Origin of the sequence: Plantibacter sp. PA-3-X8 (assembly GCF_003856975.1) — a bacterium.
Classification (GTDB): Bacteria; Actinomycetota; Actinomycetes; order Actinomycetales; family Microbacteriaceae; genus Plantibacter; species Plantibacter auratus.
The window spans coordinates 3,013,777-3,033,674 of sequence record NZ_CP033107.1 but is presented as its reverse complement, the minus strand read 5'-3'; the positions used below and the strand labels follow the sequence as shown (position 1 = coordinate 3,033,674).

General features: G+C 69.6%; 19 protein-coding genes and 1 tRNA gene. 7 read left to right on the top strand and 13 right to left on the bottom strand.

Translation table 11 applies throughout. From position 1 onward, the window contains the following. Positions 1-19: 19 nt before the first annotated feature. Together EAO79_RS14310 and EAO79_RS14305 are read right to left on the bottom strand one after the other, a co-directional pair. The gene (locus EAO79_RS14310; RefSeq protein ID WP_124769379.1) at positions 20-1,084 is read right to left on the bottom strand and encodes a tRNA (adenine-N1)-methyltransferase; all 1,065 of its coding nucleotides are present in this window, start codon (positions 1,082-1,084) and stop codon (positions 20-22) included. After that, a complete protein-coding gene (locus tag EAO79_RS14305) occupies positions 1,081-1,785 on the bottom strand; it encodes an HAD family phosphatase (RefSeq protein ID WP_241160891.1) in 705 nt (234 codons plus the stop codon). Before EAO79_RS14305 ends, EAO79_RS14310 begins: the two co-directional genes overlap by 4 nt. 81 nt (positions 1,786-1,866) lie before the next feature. On the opposite strand from EAO79_RS14305, the gene EAO79_RS14300 reads away from it, so the two are divergent. Then, a complete protein-coding gene (locus EAO79_RS14300) occupies positions 1,867-2,793 on the top strand; it encodes a PAC2 family protein (RefSeq protein ID WP_064296958.1) in 927 nt (308 codons plus the stop codon). 46 nt (positions 2,794-2,839) lie between these two features. On the opposite strand, the gene mshC is transcribed toward EAO79_RS14300, so the two are convergent. From mshC to EAO79_RS14285, 3 genes are all read right to left on the bottom strand, one after another. Beyond that, positions 2,840-4,078, bottom strand: coding sequence for a cysteine--1-D-myo-inosityl 2-amino-2-deoxy-alpha-D-glucopyranoside ligase (gene mshC / locus EAO79_RS14295; protein ID WP_124769378.1), 1,239 nt, complete (start codon positions 4,076-4,078; stop codon positions 2,840-2,842). Continuing rightward, entirely contained in the window at positions 4,075-4,899 is an 825-nt protein-coding gene (locus EAO79_RS14290; protein WP_071260226.1) for an undecaprenyl-diphosphate phosphatase, read from the bottom strand. Before EAO79_RS14290 ends, mshC begins: the two co-directional genes overlap by 4 nt. A 114-nt stretch (positions 4,900-5,013) precedes the next feature. Continuing rightward, positions 5,014-6,333 carry a M20/M25/M40 family metallo-hydrolase gene (locus tag EAO79_RS14285; RefSeq protein ID WP_124769377.1) on the bottom strand — a complete coding sequence of 440 codons (1,320 nt, stop codon included), beginning with the start codon at positions 6,331-6,333 and terminating at the stop codon, positions 5,014-5,016. A 176-nt stretch (positions 6,334-6,509) separates the two neighbouring features. Between EAO79_RS14285 and EAO79_RS14280 the strand changes: the two genes are divergently transcribed. After that, positions 6,510-6,593, top strand: a tRNA-Leu gene (locus EAO79_RS14280). Between the two features lie 224 nt (positions 6,594-6,817). On the opposite strand, the gene EAO79_RS14275 is transcribed toward EAO79_RS14280, so the two are convergent. Continuing rightward, on the bottom strand, positions 6,818-8,635 hold the full coding sequence (locus EAO79_RS14275) for a DEAD/DEAH box helicase (protein WP_229938898.1): 1,818 nt from the start codon (positions 8,633-8,635) through the stop codon (positions 6,818-6,820). 148 nt (positions 8,636-8,783) lie between these two features. Here EAO79_RS14275 and EAO79_RS14270 point away from each other — a divergent pair, with 148 nt between their 5' ends. Continuing rightward, positions 8,784-9,593 (top strand): SGNH/GDSL hydrolase family protein, encoded by an 810-nt coding sequence (locus tag EAO79_RS14270; protein WP_079705978.1) that lies wholly within the window; start codon positions 8,784-8,786, stop codon positions 9,591-9,593. 39 nt (positions 9,594-9,632) lie between these two features. Here the strand turns inward: EAO79_RS14270 and EAO79_RS14265 are convergent, their stop codons facing one another. Beyond that, positions 9,633-10,877, bottom strand: coding sequence for a D-alanyl-D-alanine carboxypeptidase family protein (locus EAO79_RS14265; protein ID WP_124769375.1), 1,245 nt, complete (start codon positions 10,875-10,877; stop codon positions 9,633-9,635). A gap of 84 nt (positions 10,878-10,961) precedes the next feature. After that, entirely contained in the window at positions 10,962-11,765 is an 804-nt protein-coding gene (locus EAO79_RS14260; protein WP_124769374.1) for an RNA methyltransferase, read from the bottom strand. A 138-nt stretch (positions 11,766-11,903) separates the two neighbouring features. Here EAO79_RS14260 and EAO79_RS14255 point away from each other — a divergent pair, with 138 nt between their 5' ends. After that, entirely contained in the window at positions 11,904-12,806 is a 903-nt protein-coding gene (locus tag EAO79_RS14255) for a Sir2 family NAD-dependent protein deacetylase (protein ID WP_124769373.1), read from the top strand. A 4-nt stretch (positions 12,807-12,810) separates the two neighbouring features. Here EAO79_RS14255 and EAO79_RS14250 read toward each other — a convergent pair whose 3' ends face one another. After that, the gene (locus EAO79_RS14250) at positions 12,811-13,713 is read right to left on the bottom strand and encodes an alpha/beta fold hydrolase (RefSeq protein WP_079705975.1); all 903 of its coding nucleotides are present in this window, start codon (positions 13,711-13,713) and stop codon (positions 12,811-12,813) included. Positions 13,714-13,817: 104 nt separating this feature from the next. On the opposite strand from EAO79_RS14250, the gene EAO79_RS14245 reads away from it, so the two are divergent. Then, on the top strand, positions 13,818-14,591 hold the full coding sequence (locus tag EAO79_RS14245; protein ID WP_124769372.1) for a 3'-5' exonuclease: 774 nt from the start codon (positions 13,818-13,820) through the stop codon (positions 14,589-14,591). A gap of 72 nt (positions 14,592-14,663) precedes the next feature. On the opposite strand, the gene EAO79_RS14240 is transcribed toward EAO79_RS14245, so the two are convergent. From EAO79_RS14240 to glgA, 3 genes are all read right to left on the bottom strand, one after another. Next, positions 14,664-14,912, bottom strand: coding sequence for a type B 50S ribosomal protein L31 (locus EAO79_RS14240; protein ID WP_056005588.1), 249 nt, complete (start codon positions 14,910-14,912; stop codon positions 14,664-14,666). Between the two features lie 157 nt (positions 14,913-15,069). Continuing rightward, a complete protein-coding gene (locus tag EAO79_RS14235) occupies positions 15,070-15,882 on the bottom strand; it encodes an ABC transporter ATP-binding protein (protein ID WP_085510924.1) in 813 nt (270 codons plus the stop codon). A 63-nt stretch (positions 15,883-15,945) separates the two neighbouring features. Then, entirely contained in the window at positions 15,946-17,127 is a 1,182-nt protein-coding gene (gene glgA / locus EAO79_RS14230; protein ID WP_086473253.1) for a glycogen synthase, read from the bottom strand. Positions 17,128-17,172: 45 nt separating this feature from the next. Between glgA and EAO79_RS14225 the strand changes: the two genes are divergently transcribed. Continuing rightward, on the top strand, positions 17,173-18,417 hold the full coding sequence (locus tag EAO79_RS14225; protein WP_064296946.1) for a glucose-1-phosphate adenylyltransferase: 1,245 nt from the start codon (positions 17,173-17,175) through the stop codon (positions 18,415-18,417). Next, a complete protein-coding gene (serB, locus tag EAO79_RS14220; RefSeq protein ID WP_124769371.1) occupies positions 18,414-19,109 on the top strand; it encodes a phosphoserine phosphatase SerB in 696 nt (231 codons plus the stop codon). The genes EAO79_RS14225 and serB overlap by 4 nt, the downstream gene beginning before the upstream one ends. Before the next feature lie 58 nt (positions 19,110-19,167). On the opposite strand, the gene fabG is transcribed toward serB, so the two are convergent. Continuing rightward, positions 19,168-19,878 carry a 3-oxoacyl-ACP reductase FabG gene (gene fabG / locus EAO79_RS14215; RefSeq protein ID WP_124769370.1) on the bottom strand — a complete coding sequence of 237 codons (711 nt, stop codon included), beginning with the start codon at positions 19,876-19,878 and terminating at the stop codon, positions 19,168-19,170. Positions 19,879-19,898 lie beyond the last annotated feature (20 nt).

Sequence of the window (19,898 nt, the reverse complement as noted above, 5' to 3'; positions counted from 1 at the left end):
TAGTCGACGTGAACCTCGGTCAACGCTCGTCGCCGAGCGGCGGCTCAGCGGCGGACGGTTCGATCGACCCGTCGGGCCCCGCACTCTCGTCGTCGAGGCCCCGCGCCCGGGAGAGCTCGGCGCTCGCCCCGGCGCTCCTGGCACGCTTCCGCAGGATCTTCGCGCTCGCGGAGCGTTCCCCGAGGGCGCCCGGTGTCCACAGCTCGACGTCCTCGGCGCTGAAGTCGCTCTTCGAGGCGCGTCGCTTCAGCTCGGGCAGGACCGTGCCGGGTGCGAGCTTCCGCGCGGTGATGAGGAAGCCCGTGTGTCCGATCATCCGGTGGTCCGGTCGCACGGCGAGTCCCTCGACGTGCCACCCGCGCATCATCGTCTCGTTCGACTGCGGGTTCGTGAAGCCGCCCGTCCCGCGGATCGCCTCGGCGACCCGGGACAGCTGGGTGACGGTGGCGACGTAGCAGAGGATCACTCCACCGGGCTTCAGCGCCTCCCACGCGACGTCGAGGCACTCCCACGGTGCGAGCATGTCGAGCACCACGCGATCGACGGATTCGGCGGGCATCGTGTCGGGCAGGGTCTCCTGGAGGTCGCCGACCGTGACCGACCAGTTCTGCGGGTCGTAGCCGAAGAAGGTCGCGACGTTGCCGCGGGCGACGTCGGCGAACTCGTCCCGACGCTCGAAGGAGGCCAACCTGCCCGACGGTCCGATGGCCCGGAGGAGCCAGAGGGAGAGCGCGCCGGAACCGACACCGGCCTCGACGACCGTCGCGCCGGGGAAGATGTCCGCCTGGCCGATGATCTCGGCCGCGTCCTTCGGGTAGATGATGGCGGCACCGCGAGGCATCGACATCACGAAGTCGACCAACAGCGGCCGGAGCGCGAGGTGCTCGATGCCCTCGGTGTTGGCGACGACGCTGCCGTCCGGCAGGCCGATGATCGTGGTGTGCTCGATCATCCCGCGGTGCGTGTGGAAGACCTTGCCGGCCTCCAGCGTGATGGTGTTCTTCCGCCCCTTCGGTCCGGTCAGCTGGACGCGGTCGCCTTCGCGGAAGGGCCCGCTGTTCGCCGGCTGGTGGTTCGCGCTCATCGCTGTGCTGCCTCTGTCTCGGGGTGGTGGGTGGGGCCGCTCGCGGTCGAGCGCAGCTCGGCGAGGTCGGCGACGGAGCGCCCGGCGAGGGTGTCCCAGGTGGTGTGGTGCGGGCCCTCGGGGATCGGCACGATGTGCGGGACCGACACGGCGATGGTCCCAGCCGCGAGCGCGGACGCGAGACCGGTGGCGGAGTCCTCGATCGCGATGCACTCGCGCGGGTCGACACCGAGTGCCTCGGCGGCCCTCAGGTAGGGGTCCGGGTGGGGCTTGGGCTGCTCGACCTCGTCGCCGGCGACGATGAGGTCGAACGCGTCGAACGGGATGCCGCTCGCGATGTCCTCGGCCATGGACCGGATCGACATGGTGACGAGTGCGGTCGGCACGCCGGCCTCCCGGAGCTCGTGGAGCAGCTCCTGGGCGCCGGGACGGAACGGGACGCCGCGTTCCTGGATGAGGCGCCGGACGTGGTCCGTGAGGTGGGCGACGATCGTGTCCGCGTCCAGCGCGACGCCGCGGCCCTGGAGGACGGCGGCGGAGTCCCAGAGCCCGTTCCCGACGAGCAGGAGGCCGTCCTCATGGGTCCAGGTGCCACCGTGGGCCGCGACCAGCTCGGTCTCGGCCTCCATCCAGTAGGGCTCGGTGTCGACGACGGTGCCGTCCATGTCCCAGAGGACTGCGGCAGGGAGGAGAGTGGTCACGGGGTGCCATGCTACCGGGTGGTGAAGCGCCTATCCTGGATGGATGGTCGCGGAAGGTCCCCGTGCACCGAGGAGTGAGACGTGACGGAAGACACCAAGGAGCCGCTGGGCGGTCGCCTGCTCGTCGTGGCGTTCGAGGGTTGGAACGATGCCGGCGAGGCGGCGAGCGGCGCGGTGCGCGTGCTTCGCGACTCGCTCGCCCTCCGCCCGCTGCTCGAGATCGACCCGGAGCCCTACTACGACTACCAGTTCAACCGGCCGACGGTCGGCGTCGACGAGGACGGCAAACGGTCCCTGACCTGGCCCGGTACCACGATCTCGGGGCCCGACCCCGAAGCGGCGAAGCCCGCGACCCCTCTTGCGGAGGACGCTGCGCTCCGGGTCAGCGAGGGCGGCGGCGACAACGTCTACGTGTTGCTCGGCGCTGAGCCCTCGCGCGGCTGGAAGGCGTTCGTCGACGAGATCCTCGCCGTGATCACCGAGCAGCGCATCACCGGCATGGTGATGCTCGGTGCGATGCTCGCCGACGTCCCGCACACGCGACCCATCTCGGTCTTCGCGTCGAGCGAGAACGCGGAGCTGCGGCAGGCCCTGCAGCTCGAGCGCAGCACGTACGAAGGGCCGGTCGGCATCCTCAGTGTGCTGGCCGACGCCGCCGAGCGGCAGGGCGTCCAGAGTCTGTCGGTCTGGGCCTCGGTCCCCCACTACGTGCACAGCGCGCCCTCCCCGAAAGCCGTCCTGGCGCTGATCGACAAGCTCGAGGAGCTCATCGACGTCGTCATCCCCCGCGGAGCCCTCGTCGAGGAGTCCGGCGAGTGGCAGAGCGGGATCGACACGCTCGCCGCCGAAGACGAGGACATGGCCGCCTACATCCAGCAGCTGGAGCAGGCGCGCGACACCGTCGAGTCGCCCGAGGCGAGCGGCGAGGCCATCGCCAAGGAGTTCGAGCGGTACCTCCGTCGGGACGAGGGCAAGGGCGACGAGCCCTGGCGGAAGGACCGCGAGTAACCCGGTCCCTTCGCAGTCGCGCGACTCCGGTGAGCCGTCGTCCTGCTCAGCGAACGCCGAGGAGCGCGTCGACGGCCGACCGCGCGAGGTCGGCGTCGTCGACGCCGGTCGTCGCTGCGGCGTCGACGAGTGCGATGGCACCCGGGGTGTCGAGGTCGTCCGCCAGTCGGACCCGCATCGCCTGCAGCAGCTCGACGGCGGACGCTCCACTCGCGGCGTCCGTCGCGAAGGCCGAACGCCAGGTCCCGAGCCGACGATCGGCCAGGACGAGGTGCTCGTCGTGCCACTCCCAGTCGCTGCGGTAGTGGTTCGCGAGGATCGCGAGTCGGATGGCCGAGGGGTCTGCTCCGTCGGCGGCCAAGCGTGAGACGAGGACGAGGTTGCCGAGGGACTTCGACATCTTCGTGCCCTCGTAGGCGACCATGCCGGCGTGGCTGAACACCTTGGCGAGCGGGCGACCGGACAGCGCTGCGGCGTGCCCGGCACTCAGGTCGTGGTGCGGGAAGACGAGGTCGGAGCCGCCACCCTGGACCGTGAAGTCGGATCCGAGGTGCTGGAGGGCGATGACCGAGCACTCGATGTGCCAACCGGGGCGTCCTTGGCCGACGGGTGACTCCCAGCTCGGCTCGCCGTCGCGCGCCGCCCGCCAGAGCAGTGGATCGAAGGCGTCGCGTTTCCCGGCGCGGTCGGGGTCTCCCCCGCGCTCGGCGAAGAACGCGGCCATCGTCGCCTCGTCGAGCCCGCTCTCCGCACCGAGGTGCCAGACGTCGTCGGCCGCGGCGCGCACGTCGAAGTAGACGTCGTCTCCGGCGGCACTGTCCGGGGTGGCGACCGTGTAGGCGACACCGCGCTCGATGAGCAGCGCGACGGCGTCGGCGATCGGTCCGATGACCTCGGTGACCGCGACGTAGTCCTCGGGGGGAAGGATGCTGAGGCGTTCCATGTCGCTCCGGAAGAGTTCGACTTGGCTCGCTGCGAGTTCGACCCAGTCGACGCCGGTCGCGGTGGCCCGCTCGAGCAGCGGGTCGTCCACATCGGTGACGTTCTGGGCGTAGTGCACCTCGTAGCCGGCGTCCAGCCAGACGCGCTGCAGGGTGTCGTAGGCGAGGTAGCTCGACGCGTGGCCGAGGTGGGTCGCGTCGTACGGCGTGATGCCGCAGACGTACAACCGCGCCGTGCGTTCGGCGGAGGCCTCGATGAGCCCGGCGCTCGGGGTGTCCCAGAGACACGGGGCCGTGCCGGAGCCGGGCAGCTGCGGGACGACCGGGGCGGACCAGGCCCTCACGCGTTGATCACGCCCGTGCCGAGCAGCACCAGCAGGACGACGCCGAGCACGATGCGGTAGACGACGAAGGGCAGGAAGCTGCGCTTCGAGATGTAGCTCATGAAGAAGGCGATGACCGCGAGGCCGACGACGAACGCGATGACCGTGGCCACGAGCGTCTCGACCGGTCCGTACGGGCTCGGCTCGCCGATGCTCTTGAAGACCTGGTAGAAGCCGCTGCCGAACACCGCGGGGATCGCGAGCAGGAAGGCGTACCGCGCCGCAGCACGGCGCTCGTAGCCCATGAACAGCCCCGCCGTGATCGTGCCACCGGAGCGGGAGACACCGGGGATGAGGGCGAGGGCCTGGGCGCCTCCGAAGATCGCGCCGTCGCGGTAGGTCAGGCTCTTCAGTCGTCGCTTCTTCGCTCCGACGGCGTCGGCGACACCGAGCAGGATGCCGAACACGATGAGCATGATCGCGACGATCCACAGTGAGCGGAAGGTCGTCTCGATCTCGTCCTGGAACAACAGGCCGAGCACGACGATGGGGAGGCTGCCGATGATGATCAGCCACCCCATGCGGGCGTCGGCGTCATCCCTCGGGATCTTGCCGACGAGGGCCTTGCACCAGGAGGAGATGATGCGGACGATGTCGCGCCAGAAGAACACCACGACGGCGGCCTCGGTACCGATCTGGGTGATCGCGGTGAACGCCGCGCCAGGGTCCTTCGCCCCCGGGAGGAACTCGCCGAGGATGCGCAGGTGTGCGCTCGACGAGATCGGCAGGAACTCGGTGAGTCCCTGGACGAGTCCGAGGATGATGGCGTTGATGAGGTCCACAGGGCACCTTTCTGCAGCCGGATGGCTGGTGTTCGGCCGGATCCGGCAGTCGTCGGCGGGGCGGCTCCTGGAGCGTCTCGCGGCTCGGAGGGCGCGGAGACGGACCGTGGGAAGTCAGTAGTCGAGGAGGAGGTCCGTGAGGACCTGCCTGCCAAACCCTAGCGCGTCGAGCGGCACGCGCTCGTCGACTCCGTGGAACATCGCGGGGAAGTCCAGGTGTTCCGGCAGGCGCAGCGGAGCGAAGCCGTACCCGGTGATGCCGAGGAGCGAGAGCGCCTTGTTGTCGGTACCGCCGGAGAGCATGTACGGGAGTACCGGGGCGCCGGGGTCATGGCGCCCGAGGGTCTCGACGACCGCGTCGACGAGCGGACCCGAGAACGGTGTCTCGAGGCCGATGTCGCGGTGCATGACGACGATCTCGATGTCCTCACCGACGATCTCCGCGACGCGCGCGAGCACGGCGTCCTCCTCGCCGGGCAGGGTGCGGATGTCGACGAGCGCCTCGGCGCGATCGGGGATCACGTTGTGCTTGTACCCGGCCTGCAGCAGGGTCGGGTTGCTCGTCGTGCGGAGCGAGGCCTGGATGAAGCCGGAGGCCGTACCCGTCGCGAGGGCGAGCTCGTCCGGGCCGAGCCGTTCGGGCGTGGTGCCGAGGATGGTGGCGATCTCACGGAGCAGCTGCTCGGTGGTGTCGGTGAGTCGGACGGGCCACTCGGTGCGTCCGATGGCCGCCACCGCTTCCGCGAGGCGGGTGACGGCGTTGTCCTGCACGTAGCGGGATCCGTGGGCCGCTCGTCCGGTCGCGACCAGTTTGATCCAGACGAGGGCCTTCTCCGAGGTCTGGAGGAGGTAGGAGCGGCGTCCGCCGAACGTGATCGAGTACCCGCCGACCTCGCTGATCGCCTCGGTCGCGCCGGCGAAGAGCTCCGGTCGTTCCGTCACGAGGTGGTGCGAGCCGAACACGCCGCCGTTCTCCTCGTCCGAGAACATCGCGATCACGAGGTCGCGTTCCGGGCGACGGCCGCTGCCGAGGATCTCGCGGAGCGACGCGAGGATCATCGCGTCCATGTTCTTCATGTCGACGGCCCCGCGTCCCCACAGCAGGCCGTCCTTGATCTCGCCGCCGAAGGGGTCCACCGACCAGTTCGCGGGGTCGGCGGGCACCACGTCGAGGTGCCCGTGCACGACGAGCGCAGGCTTCTCGGGGTTCGCGCCGGTGACCCGTGCGACTACGCTGGTCCGGCCCGGAGCGGCGTCGATCAGCTCCGGCTCCAGTCCGAGGTCGCGGAGGTACGCCTCGACGTACTCGGCCGCCTCCGTCTCGCCGTTGGAGCGGCCCTCGCCGTAATTCGTCGTGTCCATTCGGATGAGGTCCCGCGCGATCCGCGTGGTCTCGTCGAGCGTGAGGTCGGATGCGTCTGAGCCGGAGGTCATGGTTCCACGCTACCCGTCGGCCCTGACCGCTGCACCTCTCCCCTGTTCTGCTCGGTCGGCGCACGGCCGGAGGGCGTCGGGAACTTCGTCTGGCCGTGCGAGGTGGTGAACGGCTGTCGAAATCCGTGCTAGAGTTTCTTCTCGTGCCCAGCGAAAGCCGGACACGATCACAACACGCGCGGGTGGCGGAAATGGCAGACGCGCTAGCTTGAGGTGCTAGTGCCCTTACGGGCGTGGGGGTTCAAGTCCCCCTTCGCGCACACCGTGTTGAGACGGCGAACGGCCGGAGCGAAAGCTCCGGCCGTTCTTGTTTTCCCGCCGGACTCCACGACACGCCGACACCCGAGATCGTCTTCCGCCAGAGCGAGAACCGGCGCACCTCCCCCGGTCCCTGAGCCTGCACCGCCGGTCCCTGAGCCTGTCGAAGGGCAGCTCCGGCGGGCCGACCGCGAAGCAGGAGCACGCGTGCGGAGAAGCGCTGTCCTCAGTGCCCGTGACCCAGGCGACGCCGGAGCAGGTCGATGCGTGACTGCAGCTGCGTCACGCTCGCCTGTGCCACGGCGGGCCCGCCGCAGACGCGTCGCAGTTCCGCGTGCACGAGTCCGTGCGGCTCCTTCGTGTGCTTGGCGTAAAGGCCCACCAGGGTGTTGAGCACCTGGCGCTGCTCCTTGAGGGTGCGGTAGAGCGGAGCGGGGATGTCCGCCTGCGGACTCGGCGAGGCGGCGTTCTTGTCGACGAACGCCCCGCGCTTGGCCTGGCGGCTCTGGCGCTGCACGAGCAGTTCGTGCACCTGTTCAGGCTCGAGGAGCCCGGGGAACCCGATGAAGTCGAACTCCTCCTCGGTGCCCGGCTGGGCGAGCTCGCCGAACTCGTCGCCGTCGAACACCACCCGGTCGAAGTGCGCGTCCGAAGAGACGGCCTGCCAGGTGAACTCCTCGAGGAGTGAGTCGGAAGCCTTGTCCTCGCGCTCCGCGGCCGCCATCATCGCGTCCTCCGGGTTGAAGAGGTCGCCCTCCGCGTCCGGGTCGCTCGGGCGGTCGAGCGCGTGGTCGCGTTCGAGCTCGAGTTTCTCAGCGAGGGCCATCAGGTTCGGCACGTTCGGGAGGAAGATGCTCGCGATCTCGCCGCGTCGACGTGCCCGGACGAATCGCCCGATCGCCTGCGCGAAGAACAGCGGCGTGGCGGACGACGTCGCGTAGACGCCGACGGCGAGTCGTGGGACGTCCACGCCTTCCGACACCATGCGGACCGCGACCATCCAGCGCTTGGTGTTCCCCGAGAAGTCGGCGATCCGATCGCTGGCCTCCTTCTCATCGGAGAGGACGACCGTGGGCTGCTCCCCCGTCAGCTCGTGCAAGATGGCCGCGTAGGCTCGCGCGGTCGTCTGATCGGTGGCGATCACGAGTCCGCCGGCGTCCGGGACCGCTTGACGGACCTCGGACAGCCGGAGGTCGGCGGACTTCAGGACCGCCGGGATCCAGTCACCCTGCGGGTCGAGGGCGGTGCGCCAGGCCGCGGAGGTGATGTCCTTGGTGTTGCCCTCGCCGAGACGGGCCTCCATCTCGTCGCCGGCCTTGGTCCGCCAGCGCATGTGACCGGCGTAGACCATGAAGAGCACCGGACGGACGACCCCGTCCTGGAGCGCGCGACCGTACCCGTAGTTGTAGTCGGTGACGGAGGTCCGGATGCCCTGGTGGTCCGGCTGGTAGACCACGAACGGGATCGGTGCCGTGTCGGACCGGAACGGGGTCCCGGTCAGCGACAGGCGACGGGTCGCCCGCGAGAAGGCCTCGTGGATGCCGTCGCCCCAGCTCAGGGCGTCGCCGCCGTGGTGGACCTCGTCGAGGATGACGAGGGTGCGACCCGAGTCGGTCGTGCGCTGATGCACGGGCGGGTTCGCCGCGACCTGGGCGTAGGTGACGGCGACACCGTGGTAGTGGCGGCCGAAGACCTGGTCGCGGTTCGCGAAGTTCGGGTCGAGGCGGATGCCGACCCGGCTCGCGGCCTCGGCCCACTGGCGCTTCAGATGATCGGTCGGGGCGACGACCGTGATGCGGTCGATCGTGCCGCGATGGAGGAGTTCGGACGCGAGCCGTAGCGCGAACGTCGTCTTGCCTGCGCCCGGTGTCGCCGCCGCGAGGAAGTCACGGGGTTCGGTCGTGAAGTACTGCTCGAGCGCCTCGGCCTGCCAGGCTCGAAGCTTGCTCGCCGTGCCCCACGCTGCGCGTTCCGGGAAGGCCGGTGAGAGGTGTTCGGCTGCGGACCCGCCCAGGTGCTGGGTCGAAGAGATTTCCGCGTTCACTGGAGACCACTGTACCCGGCCGCGCCGACACCGCCGACCATCGTGTGCGGCCTCGACACCCATCCGGATGTCCGACTCGCGACTGATCCGCCAGCCGAGGGGCGGGCGTACGCTGGAGGTTCCGGATGCACAGCAGGAGGAACCACCCATGACCGAACAGCACCATCCCTGGTCGCGGTACGTCGCCATCGGCGACTCGTTCACCGAGGGGATCGGTGATCCCGAGCCGGGCGCGCCGGGCGGGCACCGTGGGTGGGCCGATCGGGTCGCCGAGGTGCTGGCCGCGCAGAACTCGGACTTCGCCTACGCCAACCTCGCCGTGCGCGGCAAGCTCGCGCAGCAGATCCTCGACGACCAGGTGGAGCCCGCCCTGGAGCTGCACCCGGACCTCATCACGATCTCGGCGGGCGGCAACGACGTGATCCGGCCCGGCACCGACCCCGACGACATCGCCAGACGACTCGAGCAGGCGATCATCCGCCTCCGGAGCGACGGAGCGACGGTCGTGCTGTTCACCGGCGTGGACGTCGGCTTCTCTCCCGTCTTCCGCAGCATCCGCGGCAAGGTCGCGATCTACAACGAGAACCTGCGGGCCATCGCCGCCCGACACGACTGCATCATCGCCGACCAGTGGGCACTCCAGGCCATCCAGGATCCGCGGATGTGGGCGCCGGACCGCCTGCACCTGAACGCGCTCGGCCACCATGAGGTCGCCCGCCTCGTCCTGCACGCGCTGAACGTGGAGAACGACCTCAAGCCGCTGCAGCCGGAGCCGCTCCCCGTCAGGCGTTGGCGTCAGGCCCGGACCGAGGACTTCGCCTGGGCGCGTGAGTACCTCGTGCCGTGGGTGCTCCGTCGGGTGCGGCACCAGTCGTCCGGCGACCACATCACCGCCAAGCGACCGCTCGCCGGCCCGTTCCTCACGGTCGCAGCGCAGGACCAGGAACTCGACGTCTGACCGTCCGGCCGATCACCCGGGCTCCGGCGTCTGCTGCGGTCACGGGTTGGTCAGGCGCCACCAGGGCGTGACCGGGGCGACGTCCGCGTCGAGGGCCAGCGGGACGTCGATCGTCGCCGCACCACCCTCCGCGCCCGCTCCCACGGTGTAGCTGAGCTTCCCGACCGTCGAACCGGCGGCACCGGCGTCGATGGCTCTGGCGCGGCTCTCGACCGTGATCGGGGTGTCCTGCCAGACGAGCACGGAGGCGTCGGACGCCACGACGACCTTCGCGGCCTGATCCCATGCGGTCGAGTACGAGCCTACCGATTGCCCGGCGGTGGCGAGCTGGACCTGGTGGAATCCGGCCGGCACGCTCTGCAACAGGGAGACCACGGCCTCGTTGAGCACGGTGTGGTCGTCGGCACCGAGGATGACGCCGACGACGGTCACCGTCCGCCCCTGCACCTGGAGGTCGGCGGAGAACAGCAGGCAGGCGCCGGAGGCGTCGTCGGTCCCCGTCTTCATGCCGGTCACCCCGTACTGCCCGAGGAGGGCGTTCGTGTTCTCGACCTCGCCGATGGCGGGCAGCACCGCGGTGGGCTCCTTGACGATCGACGAGAGCACCGGGTCGGCGAGCACGAGCTTGCCGATGGTCACGAGGTCGCTCGGGGTGCTGACGTTCGTCTCGCCCAGCCCGCTCGTGTTCGTGACGGTCGTGCCCGTCAGCCCACGTGCATCGAGCCAGGCGCGCGCCGCGTCGAGGTACGCGTCGACCGAACCGAAGGCCCAGACGGCGAGGGAGATGCTGTAGTTGTTCGCCGACGGGAGGAGCAGTGCTTCGAGCATCTGCCGCTGGGTGAACACCGACCCGGCGACGACGGGTGCCGCTGAACCGTTCTCCGCGATGGTGTCGTAGTAGAACCCGACGTCGGCGTCGGTCAGCGTGATGGACGGGCCCTGATCCCCCGCCGCGAGCGGCTTCGCCTCCAGCACGACGAGGGAGGTGATCGTCTTCGTGATGCTCGCGATGGGGAACGGCGTCTGCTCGCCACTCGAACTCAGGACGCCGTCGAACCCGACGGCACCGATGGCGCCCCGACCGAACCCTGGCCAGGCGACCGGTGTGGTCTGCTGGACGAGCGAGGTGGTGAGGGCGTCGCTGGATTCGAGCATCGCAGCCGCGGCCGGCACCGGACGGAGCAGCGCGCCAGCGCTGTAGCCGAACAGCCCGATGAGGAGGGCGAGGACGCCGAAGACGGCGAGACGGCGGCGGCGGTAGATCTGTCGTCTCGTGAGTGGCACCCGGTCATGCTACCCGGCGCTCCTGCGCGTACCCTGTCGCGACGTGCCGCCGACCGGGCGTCCTCGAGCAGCGTGGGACCGTGGTCAGCGGACCCGGAGCTCCCAGAGGGCGACGGCACTGGCCGACGCGACGTTCAGCGAGTCGACGCCGTGGAGCATCGGGATGGTCACGATCGTGTCGGCGGCGGCGAGGGCCGAGGCGCTCAGACCGTCGCCCTCGGCGCCGAGCACGATGGCGAGCCGTTCCGGCGCGGTTCGAGCATAGGTGTCGAGGTCCACGGCGTCGTCGGCCAAGGCGAGGGCGGCCGTCTCGAAGCCGGCATCCCGCAGGACGCCGGAAGCGACGTCCCATTCCGGCAGGCGGGTCCACGGCACCTGCAGGACCGTGCCCATGCTGACGCGGACGCTTCGACGGTACAGCGGGTCGGCGCAGCGCGGGGTGATCAGGACCGCGTCGGCACCGAGGCCGGCGACGGAGCGGAAGATGGCACCGACATTGGTGTGGTCGACGATGTCCTCGAGGATGACCACCCGGCGGGCGTCGGCGAGGAGTTCGGCGGGGCCGGCGAGCGGTGGGCGGTGCATCGCCGCAAGCGCCCCCCGGTGCAGGTGGAAGCCCGTCAGCTGCTCGAGGAGTGCGGGCTCGCCGACGAAGACCGGGACGTCGTGGTCCTCGAGGAGAGGGGAGACGTCCTCGAGCCACTTCTCCTGCAGCAGGACGGATCGTGGTCGGTGGCCGGCGCGCAGCGCACGTTCCATGACCTTCGTCGACTCGGCGATGTACAGGCCACCCGCGGGTTCGGACACCCGGCGTAAGGCGACGTCCGTCAGTCGCGCGTAGTCGTCGAGTCGTCCGTCGTCGAGATCGGTGATCCGGATGACCTGCATGGGAGACGTCCTCTCGACGCGATGTTCGACCTCCACCTTGCCAGAGTGGGAACACGATCGAAAACGAGGCCGTTTAGACTCAGGGGAAGCGATGGCCCGGAGCACTCCGATCATCGCGGACGGATGGACGGAGCAGGCATGAGCACGCTGATCGCAGCAGGGGATCCCGCTGACGAGACGGCCGAGGCCGGGCTCGAACGGGCGATCGAGCTGCTCACGGACCGCCGTGTCGCCTTCCTCACCGGGGCCGGCGTGAGCACGGACTCCGGCATCCCCGACTACCGGGGCCAGGGCGCTCCGGTGCGGACCCCCATGACGGTCGACCAGTTCCTGTCCAATGACGACGCCGCGCGCAAACGCTACTGGGCCGGCAGCCACCTCGGGTGGAAGCGGTTCGACGGAGCTCGCCCGAACGCCGGCCACCGGGCGATCGCGCTCCTCGAGGAGGCCGGCATCGCCGACGGCGTCATCACGCAGAACGTCGACGGCCTCCACGTCAGGGCCGGCTCGCGCCGAGTGGTCGACCTGCACGGGTCGATGGACCGCGTCAGCTGTCTCTCCTGCGGTCAGAGCTACGCCAGGTCGAGCATCGCGGAGCGCATGACGGCCCTGAACCCCTGGCTCGACACCGAGACGGACGTGACGATCAACCCGGACGGTGACGCCGAGGTCGGGCGCGTGGACGAGATCGTCGTCCCCGTGTGCACGGTCTGCGGCGGCATGTTGAAGCCGGACGTGGTCTTCTTCGGCGAATTCATTCCGACGGAGAAGTACGCCGAGGCGGCAGCACTCGTGCGCGGCGCCGACGCACTCGTGATCGCCGGGTCGTCGCTCGTGGTCAACTCGGGGATCCGGCTCCTCGAACTCGCCCGCCGGAAGCGGTTGCCGATCGTCGTCATCAACCGCGGCGTCACGAAGGCGGACGGCCGCGCGGACGTGAAGCTCGACGCTGGTGCCAGTGAGACGCTCACCGGGATCGCCGCCCGCCTGGTCCCGTCCGCATTCACGAGCGTCGTCTCGCAGGAGGCGACCGACGCCTGACGCCTCAGGCGTCGGTGCGGTCGTCCGCGAGGAACGCGGTGAGGCGCTGCGCCGCGTCGTGCGGCTCCTCGTAGTGGATGAGGTGTCCGACGCCCGGGATGACGTGCAGCTGCGCGTCGGCGAACCGCTTCGCGAGCGCGTACTGCGCGGCCACGGGCGTGATGTCGTCACGCTCGGCTGCGATGAGCAGCGTGCGGCTGGGGATGCGGTCGGCGTACTCGCTGACGTCGTGGCTGACCGAGGCGGTGAACGACTCGAGGACGACCTCCCGGTCGGCGAAGGCGCTGAAGTACTGGTCGTGCTGGGCGTGGATCCACCGACGGAGCGTGGGGTCCTTGGTCTTCGACATCGCGACGCTCATGATGCGCACGACGCCCTTGTTCCGGAGGAAGGCGAATCCCAGGCGTTTCGGGAGCTTCGCGGACGACCAGTAGTAGAAGACCGCGAGCCTCGTCAGGACACCTCGAGGGCCCTGGAGCGCGGGGGCGGCGATCGGGTTCACGAGGACGAGGTCGTCCGGTCGGAGTCCCCCGGCGACGGCGGCGCTCGACACGATCGAGCCGAACGAGTGCCCGAGCAGGACGACACGGCCGGTCAGGTGCAGCTCCTCGATGAACCGTCCCAGCCAGGCGGCGTACCCCTCCACGGAGTGGGTGGCCTCGGGGAAGGGTGCCGAGCTGCCGAAGCCGGGGAGGTCCGGAGCGATGATCCGGAACCCGGAGAGCTGCGCGACGACCGGTTCGAGGCCGTGGTGGTCGCCCCGGAACCCGTGCACCATGACGATCGTCGTCGACGCCTCGTGGTCGCCGTAGTCCCAGAACCGCGTCTCGGCTCCGTCCACGATGAGCGAGCGCTCCCGGACGGGGATGCGGTCGAGCTGGTCGGCGTACGGTGATTCGACGGGCATCCACTCAGTCTAGGCAGTCCGGCTCTGCGTTCACCCGATGACGCGGACCGTGCCGCCCCGGCGTGGCACAGGACCCTGTCGGAGGTGCGTCATAGGGTGAAGGCGTGAACACGGTCGACGCGAATCCCCACTGGACGGACCGCCTGGCGGTCTTCGATCTCGAGACGACGGGCATCGAGGTGGAGACGAGTCGCATCGTGACCGCCTTCGTCGGTGTCATCACCGCGGACGGTTCGGTCGAACGCTCGTGGTCGTGGATGGCCGACCCCGGGGTCGAGATCCCCCCTCGCGCCGCCGAGATCCACGGCGTCACGACGGAGCGGGCCCGGGCGGAGGGGCGTCCGGCACCGGCCGTCGTCGGCGAGATCGTCGCCGTCCTCACCGAGCTGTTCGCCGCACGGACCCCGGTGGTCGCCTACAACGCGCCCTACGACTTCTCCCTCCTGCACTTCGAGGCGGAGCGACACGGGGTGACCTCGATCGACGACCCGTCCCCCGTCGTCGACCCGCTGATCCTCGACCGGCGGCTCGACACCTTCCGGCGCGGCAAGCGGACGCTCGAGGTCGTCGCCGCCCTACACGGCGTTCCGCTCGAGGGTGCGCACGACGCGGGGGTGGACGCCGTCGCCGCCGGACGCGTCGCTCAGGCCATCGGTCGGCTTCATGCCGACGCCCTGCCGACGAGCGTCGACGAGTTGCACGAGGCCCAGCGGACCTGGTCGCTCGAGCAGGCGGAGAGCTTCCAGTCCTACATGCGCCGCGTGCGCGATCCCGAGTTCATCGCCGACGGTGCCTGGCCCATCCGCACCGGACGCCCTGCCGCCCGACCCGAGGCACCGATCATCGTCCCAGCGGACCAGCTGCCCATCGGCATCTGAGCCGTACGGCTCGCCACGACGACGAACGCCCCGATCCGAGGATCGGGGCGTTCGTGTATTCCAGCGGAAGGACTACTTGCCGAAGCCCTTGAAGCGCTGGTTGAACTTCTCGACGCGACCGGCGGAGTCCATGATGCGCTGCTTACCCGTGTAGAACGGGTGCGACTCGGACGAGATCTCCACGTCGATCACCGGGTAGGTGACGCCGTCGAGGTCGATCGTCTTGCCCGACGAGACCGTCGAGCGCGTGAGGAACGTCGCGCCGGAGGCGAGGTCGCGGAAGACGACGGCTTCGTACGTGGGGTGGATGTCAGATTTCATCAGCAGTCCTTGTTGAGTGGATGGTGTGGGTAGTACCCGCGCTCGGAACTCCAGGCACGAGGCAGAAAGCTCTTGGCTCCGCGAGCCAAAGGTCGACTTTACCAGACTCGGCGCGCATCTGCTCGCCAGCCGAGGACGACTCGCCGAGGCGTGGCGGTCAGGAGGGGGCGACGGCCGAGCGTCCGGCGCGGACGGAGCGGGCGTGGAACCGGCCGTCCTCCTCGCTCAGCTCGATCGGGAGGTCGAAGGTCTCGCTGAGGTGCTCGGCCGTGAGTGTCTCGGCGATCGGACCGGCGGCGACGATGCCGCCGTCGCGAACGAGCAGGACGTGGGTGAACCCGACGGGGATCTCTTCGACGTGGTGGGTCACCATGATGATCGCCGGTGAGTCGTCGGCGCTCGCGTAGCCGCCGAGCAGCTCGACGAGCTCCTCGCGCGTGCCGAGGTCGAGGCTCGCTGCCGGCTCGTCGAGCAGGAGGAGTTCGGGGTCGGTCATGATGGCCCGCGCGATCTGCACGCGCTTCTGCTCGCCGTCGCTGAGCGTGCCGAAGCGGCGGTCGGCGAGGTGGTCGAGCTTCCACTCCGCGAGGACCCGCGACGCGCGCTTCACGTCGATGTCCTCGTACTGCTCGACCCAGCGCCCGGTGACCGAGTAGGCCGCCGTGAGCACGACGTCCAGGACGGTCTCCTCCGGCGGCACCCGCTTCGCGAGGGCGGAGGACGCGAAGCCGATGCGCGGGCGCAGTTCGAAGACGTCGACCCGGCCGAGCGTCTCGTCGAGCACGGAGACCGTGCCCTTCGAGGGGTGGATGAGCGTCGCCGCGAGCTGCAGGAGCGTCGTCTTGCCGGCGCCGTTCGGGCCGAGGACGATCCATCGCTGGTCGCCCGTCACCGTCCAGTCGACGCCATCGAGGATGGGGTTGAGGTTACGGACGACGGACACATCGGAGAACTGCAACACGCTCGGCATGGTCCTAGCCTATCCGCCAAGACTCGTCGCGCGTCGCCGTCCTCCGAGGTGTCCGCAAGTGGTTCAGACCAGGCTGCGGTACAGCTCCGCCGTCTGGGTGGCGATGCGCGACCAGCTGAAGTCGGACTCCGCGCGTCGGCGACCAGCGGCCCCGTACGCCCTCGCCTGGGCGGGATCCTGGACGACCTCGGTGAGGGTGGCGGCGAGGTCGGCGACGAAGCGTTCCGGGTCGAGCGGGGTGCCGGTGCCGTCGGAGGCCTGCGCGAGCGGGACGATCCTGCCGGTCACACCGTCCTGCACGACCTCCGGGATGCCGCCGGTCCCCGTCCCGACCACGGCGGCACCGCAGGCCATCGCCTCGAGGTTGACGATGCCGAGTGGCTCGTAGATCGACGGGCACACGAAGGTCGTGGCGGCGGTGAGGACGGTGCACAACTCGTGACGCGGGAGCAGTCGTTCGATCCACACCACCCCGGTGCGCTCGCGCTGCAGCTCCTCGACGAGCCCCTTGACCTCGGCGAGGATCTCCGGGGTGTCGGGAGCGCCGGCACACAGGATGAGCTGCACGTCGGGCGGCAGCAGTCGGGCCGCGCGGAGCAGGTACGGCAGCCCCTTCTGACGGGTGATCCGACCGACGAAGACGACGGAGGGACGGGACGGGTCGATGCCGAGGGACCGCAGCAGCTCGTCGTCCACGCGTGGCTGCCAGTCGGTCAGGTCGATGCCGTTGTAGATGACCTGCACCTTGGCCGGGTCGAGGCTCGGGTACGACCGCAGGATGTCGCGACGCATGCCGTCGCTGACCGCGACGACGGCCGCGGCGCCTTCGTAGGCGGACTGCTCGATCCAGCTGGACACGCGGTACCCGCCGCCGAGCTGCTCGGCCTTCCACGGGCGGAGCGGCTCCAGACTGTGCGCGGTCACGACGTGCGGGATGCCGTGCAGCAGTGACGCGAGGTGACCGGCGCCGTTCGCGTACCAGGTGTGCGAGTGCACGAGGTCGGCCCCGGCGACGTCCTGGGCGATCAGGAGGTCCGTCCCGAGGGTCGTTAGGGCGCCGTTCGCCCCCTGGAGCTCGGCCGGGACACCGTACGCGACGGTGTCGGCCTCGTCGCGCGGAGCGCCGAAGCAGCGCACGGTCACGTCGATGTCGCTACGGAGGGATTTCACCAGCTCCGACACGTGGACGCCTGCGCCGCCATAGATCTCCGGCGGGTACTCCTTTGTCACAAGATCAACTCGCATGTCTAGACGCTAGTACAGGTCTCGTCCGGCATCTATTGTGAAGCCATGGCCGCCTCAAAGAAGATCTTCGGAATCGTCCTCGCTGGTGGGGAAGGGAAGCGGTTGATGCCGCTGACCGCAGACCGCGCGAAACCGGCCGTACCGTTCGGCGGGCAGTACCGCCTGATCGATTTCGCGCTGTCGAACCTCATCAACTCCGGACTCACCCAGATCGTCGTCCTCACCCAGTACAAGTCCCACAGCCTCGACCGCCACGTCTCGCAGACCTGGCGGTTGTCCGGCCTGCTCGACTCCTATGTCGCGTCCGTGCCGGCGCAGCAGCGTCTCGGGAAGCGCTGGTTCAGCGGATCCGCCGACGCGATCCTGCAGAGCCTCAACCTGATCCGCGACGAGAAGCCCGACATCGTCGTGGTCGTCGGCGCCGACCACGTCTACCGCATGGACTTTGCGCAGATGATCGAGGCGCACATCGCCTCGGGCAAGAAGGCGACGGTCGCCGCGATCCGTCAGCCCATCTCCCTCGCCGACCAGTTCGGCGTCATCGACGTCGACGCGGACGACCCGACGACCATCGCCCGCTTCCTCGAGAAGCCGCTCGACGCGCCGGGCCTGCCCGACTCCCCCGGCGAGGTGCTCGCCTCGATGGGCAACTACGTCTTCGACGCCGACGCACTCATGCAGGCGGTCATCGACGACGGTGAGGTGACGAGCTCGAACCACGACATGGGTGGCGACATCGTCCCGTACTTCGTCGACCGCGGTGAGGCCGGCGTCTACGACCTCCAGCGGAACGACGTGCCCGGCTCAACGGATCGCGATCGCTACTACTGGCGCGACGTGGGGACGATCGAGTCGTTCTACGAGGCCCACCAGGACCTCATCTCGACGCTGCCGATCTTCAACCTGTACAACCGCGACTGGCCGATCTTCAGTTCGCAGCTGAACTCGCCGCCGGCGAAGTTCGTGCGGGACGCGAAGGGCAACCTCGGCCAGACCATCGACTCGATCGTCTCCCTCGGTTCGCTGCTGTCCGGTGCCCACATCGAGCGCAGTGTCCTCGGGCCATGGGCGCTCGTGGAATCCGGCGCCCACGTCTCCGACTCGGTCGTGTTCGACAAGGTCCACATCGAACCGGACGCCGTCGTCAAGCGGGCTATCCTGGACAAGGATGTGGTGGTCACCTCCGGCGCGAGCGTCGGTGTCGACCACGACCGTGACCGCGCTCGCGGTTTCACCGTCACCGAATCCGGTCTCACCGTGGTTGGCAAGGGAGTACGCGTCGTTCCATGAGTACCGAGCGTTCGGCAGTGGCGGATCCCGAGGCAGCACTCCCCCCACAGGCCGGACGAGGCGTCCGGTTCCTCGCGGTCCTCGACGCCGACTCGACGCTCATCCAGAACGAGGTGATCGAGCTGCTCGCCGAGGAGGTCGGCAGCCTTCCTGAGGTCGCCGCCATCACCGAGCGCGCCATGCGCGGTGACCTCGACTTCGCCGACAGCCTCCGGGCCCGGGTCGCGACGCTCGCGGGCCTGCCCGTCGACCGGATCCCGGTGATCGCCGAACGGATCCGGACGACGGCCGGCCTGGAGACGCTGATCGGCCGGCTGCATGCGCACGGGTCACGGATCGGTGTCGTGTCCGGCGGGTTCCATGAACTGCTCGACCCGCTCGCGGAGGTACTCGGCCTCGACCATGTGCGGGCGAACCGCCTCGAGACCGCCGACGGTCGGTTGACGGGAGGCCTCAGCGGTCCCATCATCGACGCGGCGGCGAAGGCGGCCGCACTGCAGGAGTGGGCCGACGAGGACGGCGTGCCGTTGGGACGGACGATCGCGATCGGCGACGGAGCCAACGACCTCGAGATGATGGCCGTCGCCGGGCTCTCGGTCGCGTTCAACGCGAAGCCGATCGTCCGCCGCCATGCCGACGTCGTCGCCGGGCGGGTCGACCTCGCCGGCGTCCTCCCGCTCCTCGGGCTCTGATCCGCGCGTCGGGGTCAGCGCCCGAGGTCGGGTTCTGCTCGGTGCGGTGCTGCCCGGGTCAGTGACCCATGCCGAGGCCGCCGTCGACCGGGATGACGGCGCCGGAGATGTAGCCCGCGTCGTCACCGGCGATCCACGTGACGACCTTCGCGACCTCGTTCGCACTCGCGAAACGCGCTGCCGGGATGCTCTTCTTGTACTCGGCCTGGGTCTCGGCGGGCAGTTCGGCGGTCATGTCGGTCTCGATGAACCCCGGGGCGATCACGTTCGCCGTGATCCCACGTGCACCGAGCTCGCGGGTGATGGATCGCGCCATGCCGATGAGGCCGCTCTTCGAGGCCGCGTAGTTGACCTGGCCGGCGGACCCGTAGAGACCCACGACGCTGGAGATGAGCACGATGCGTCCAAAGCGTGCCTTGAGCATGCCCTTGGACGCGCGCTTGACGACGCGGAAGGAGCCGCCGAGGTTCGTGTCGACCACCTGGTCGAAGTCGTCTTCGCTCATCCGCATGAGCAAGGTGTCCTTCGTGATGCCCGCATTCGCGACGAGCACCTCGACCGGCCCGAGCTCCGACTCGATCTCGTTGAACGCCGCGTCGACGGAGGCGGCGTCGGTGACGTCCGCGCGGACGGTCAACGTGCCAGCGGGGCCCTCGCCGGATCGTGCGGTGACGGCGACGCGGTGACCCTGCGCGACGAACTCCTCGGCGATGGCGAAGCCGATCCCCCGGTTGCCTCCGGTGACGAGTACGGTGCGTGGTGCGGTCATGGTCGATTCCTCTCCTGCGG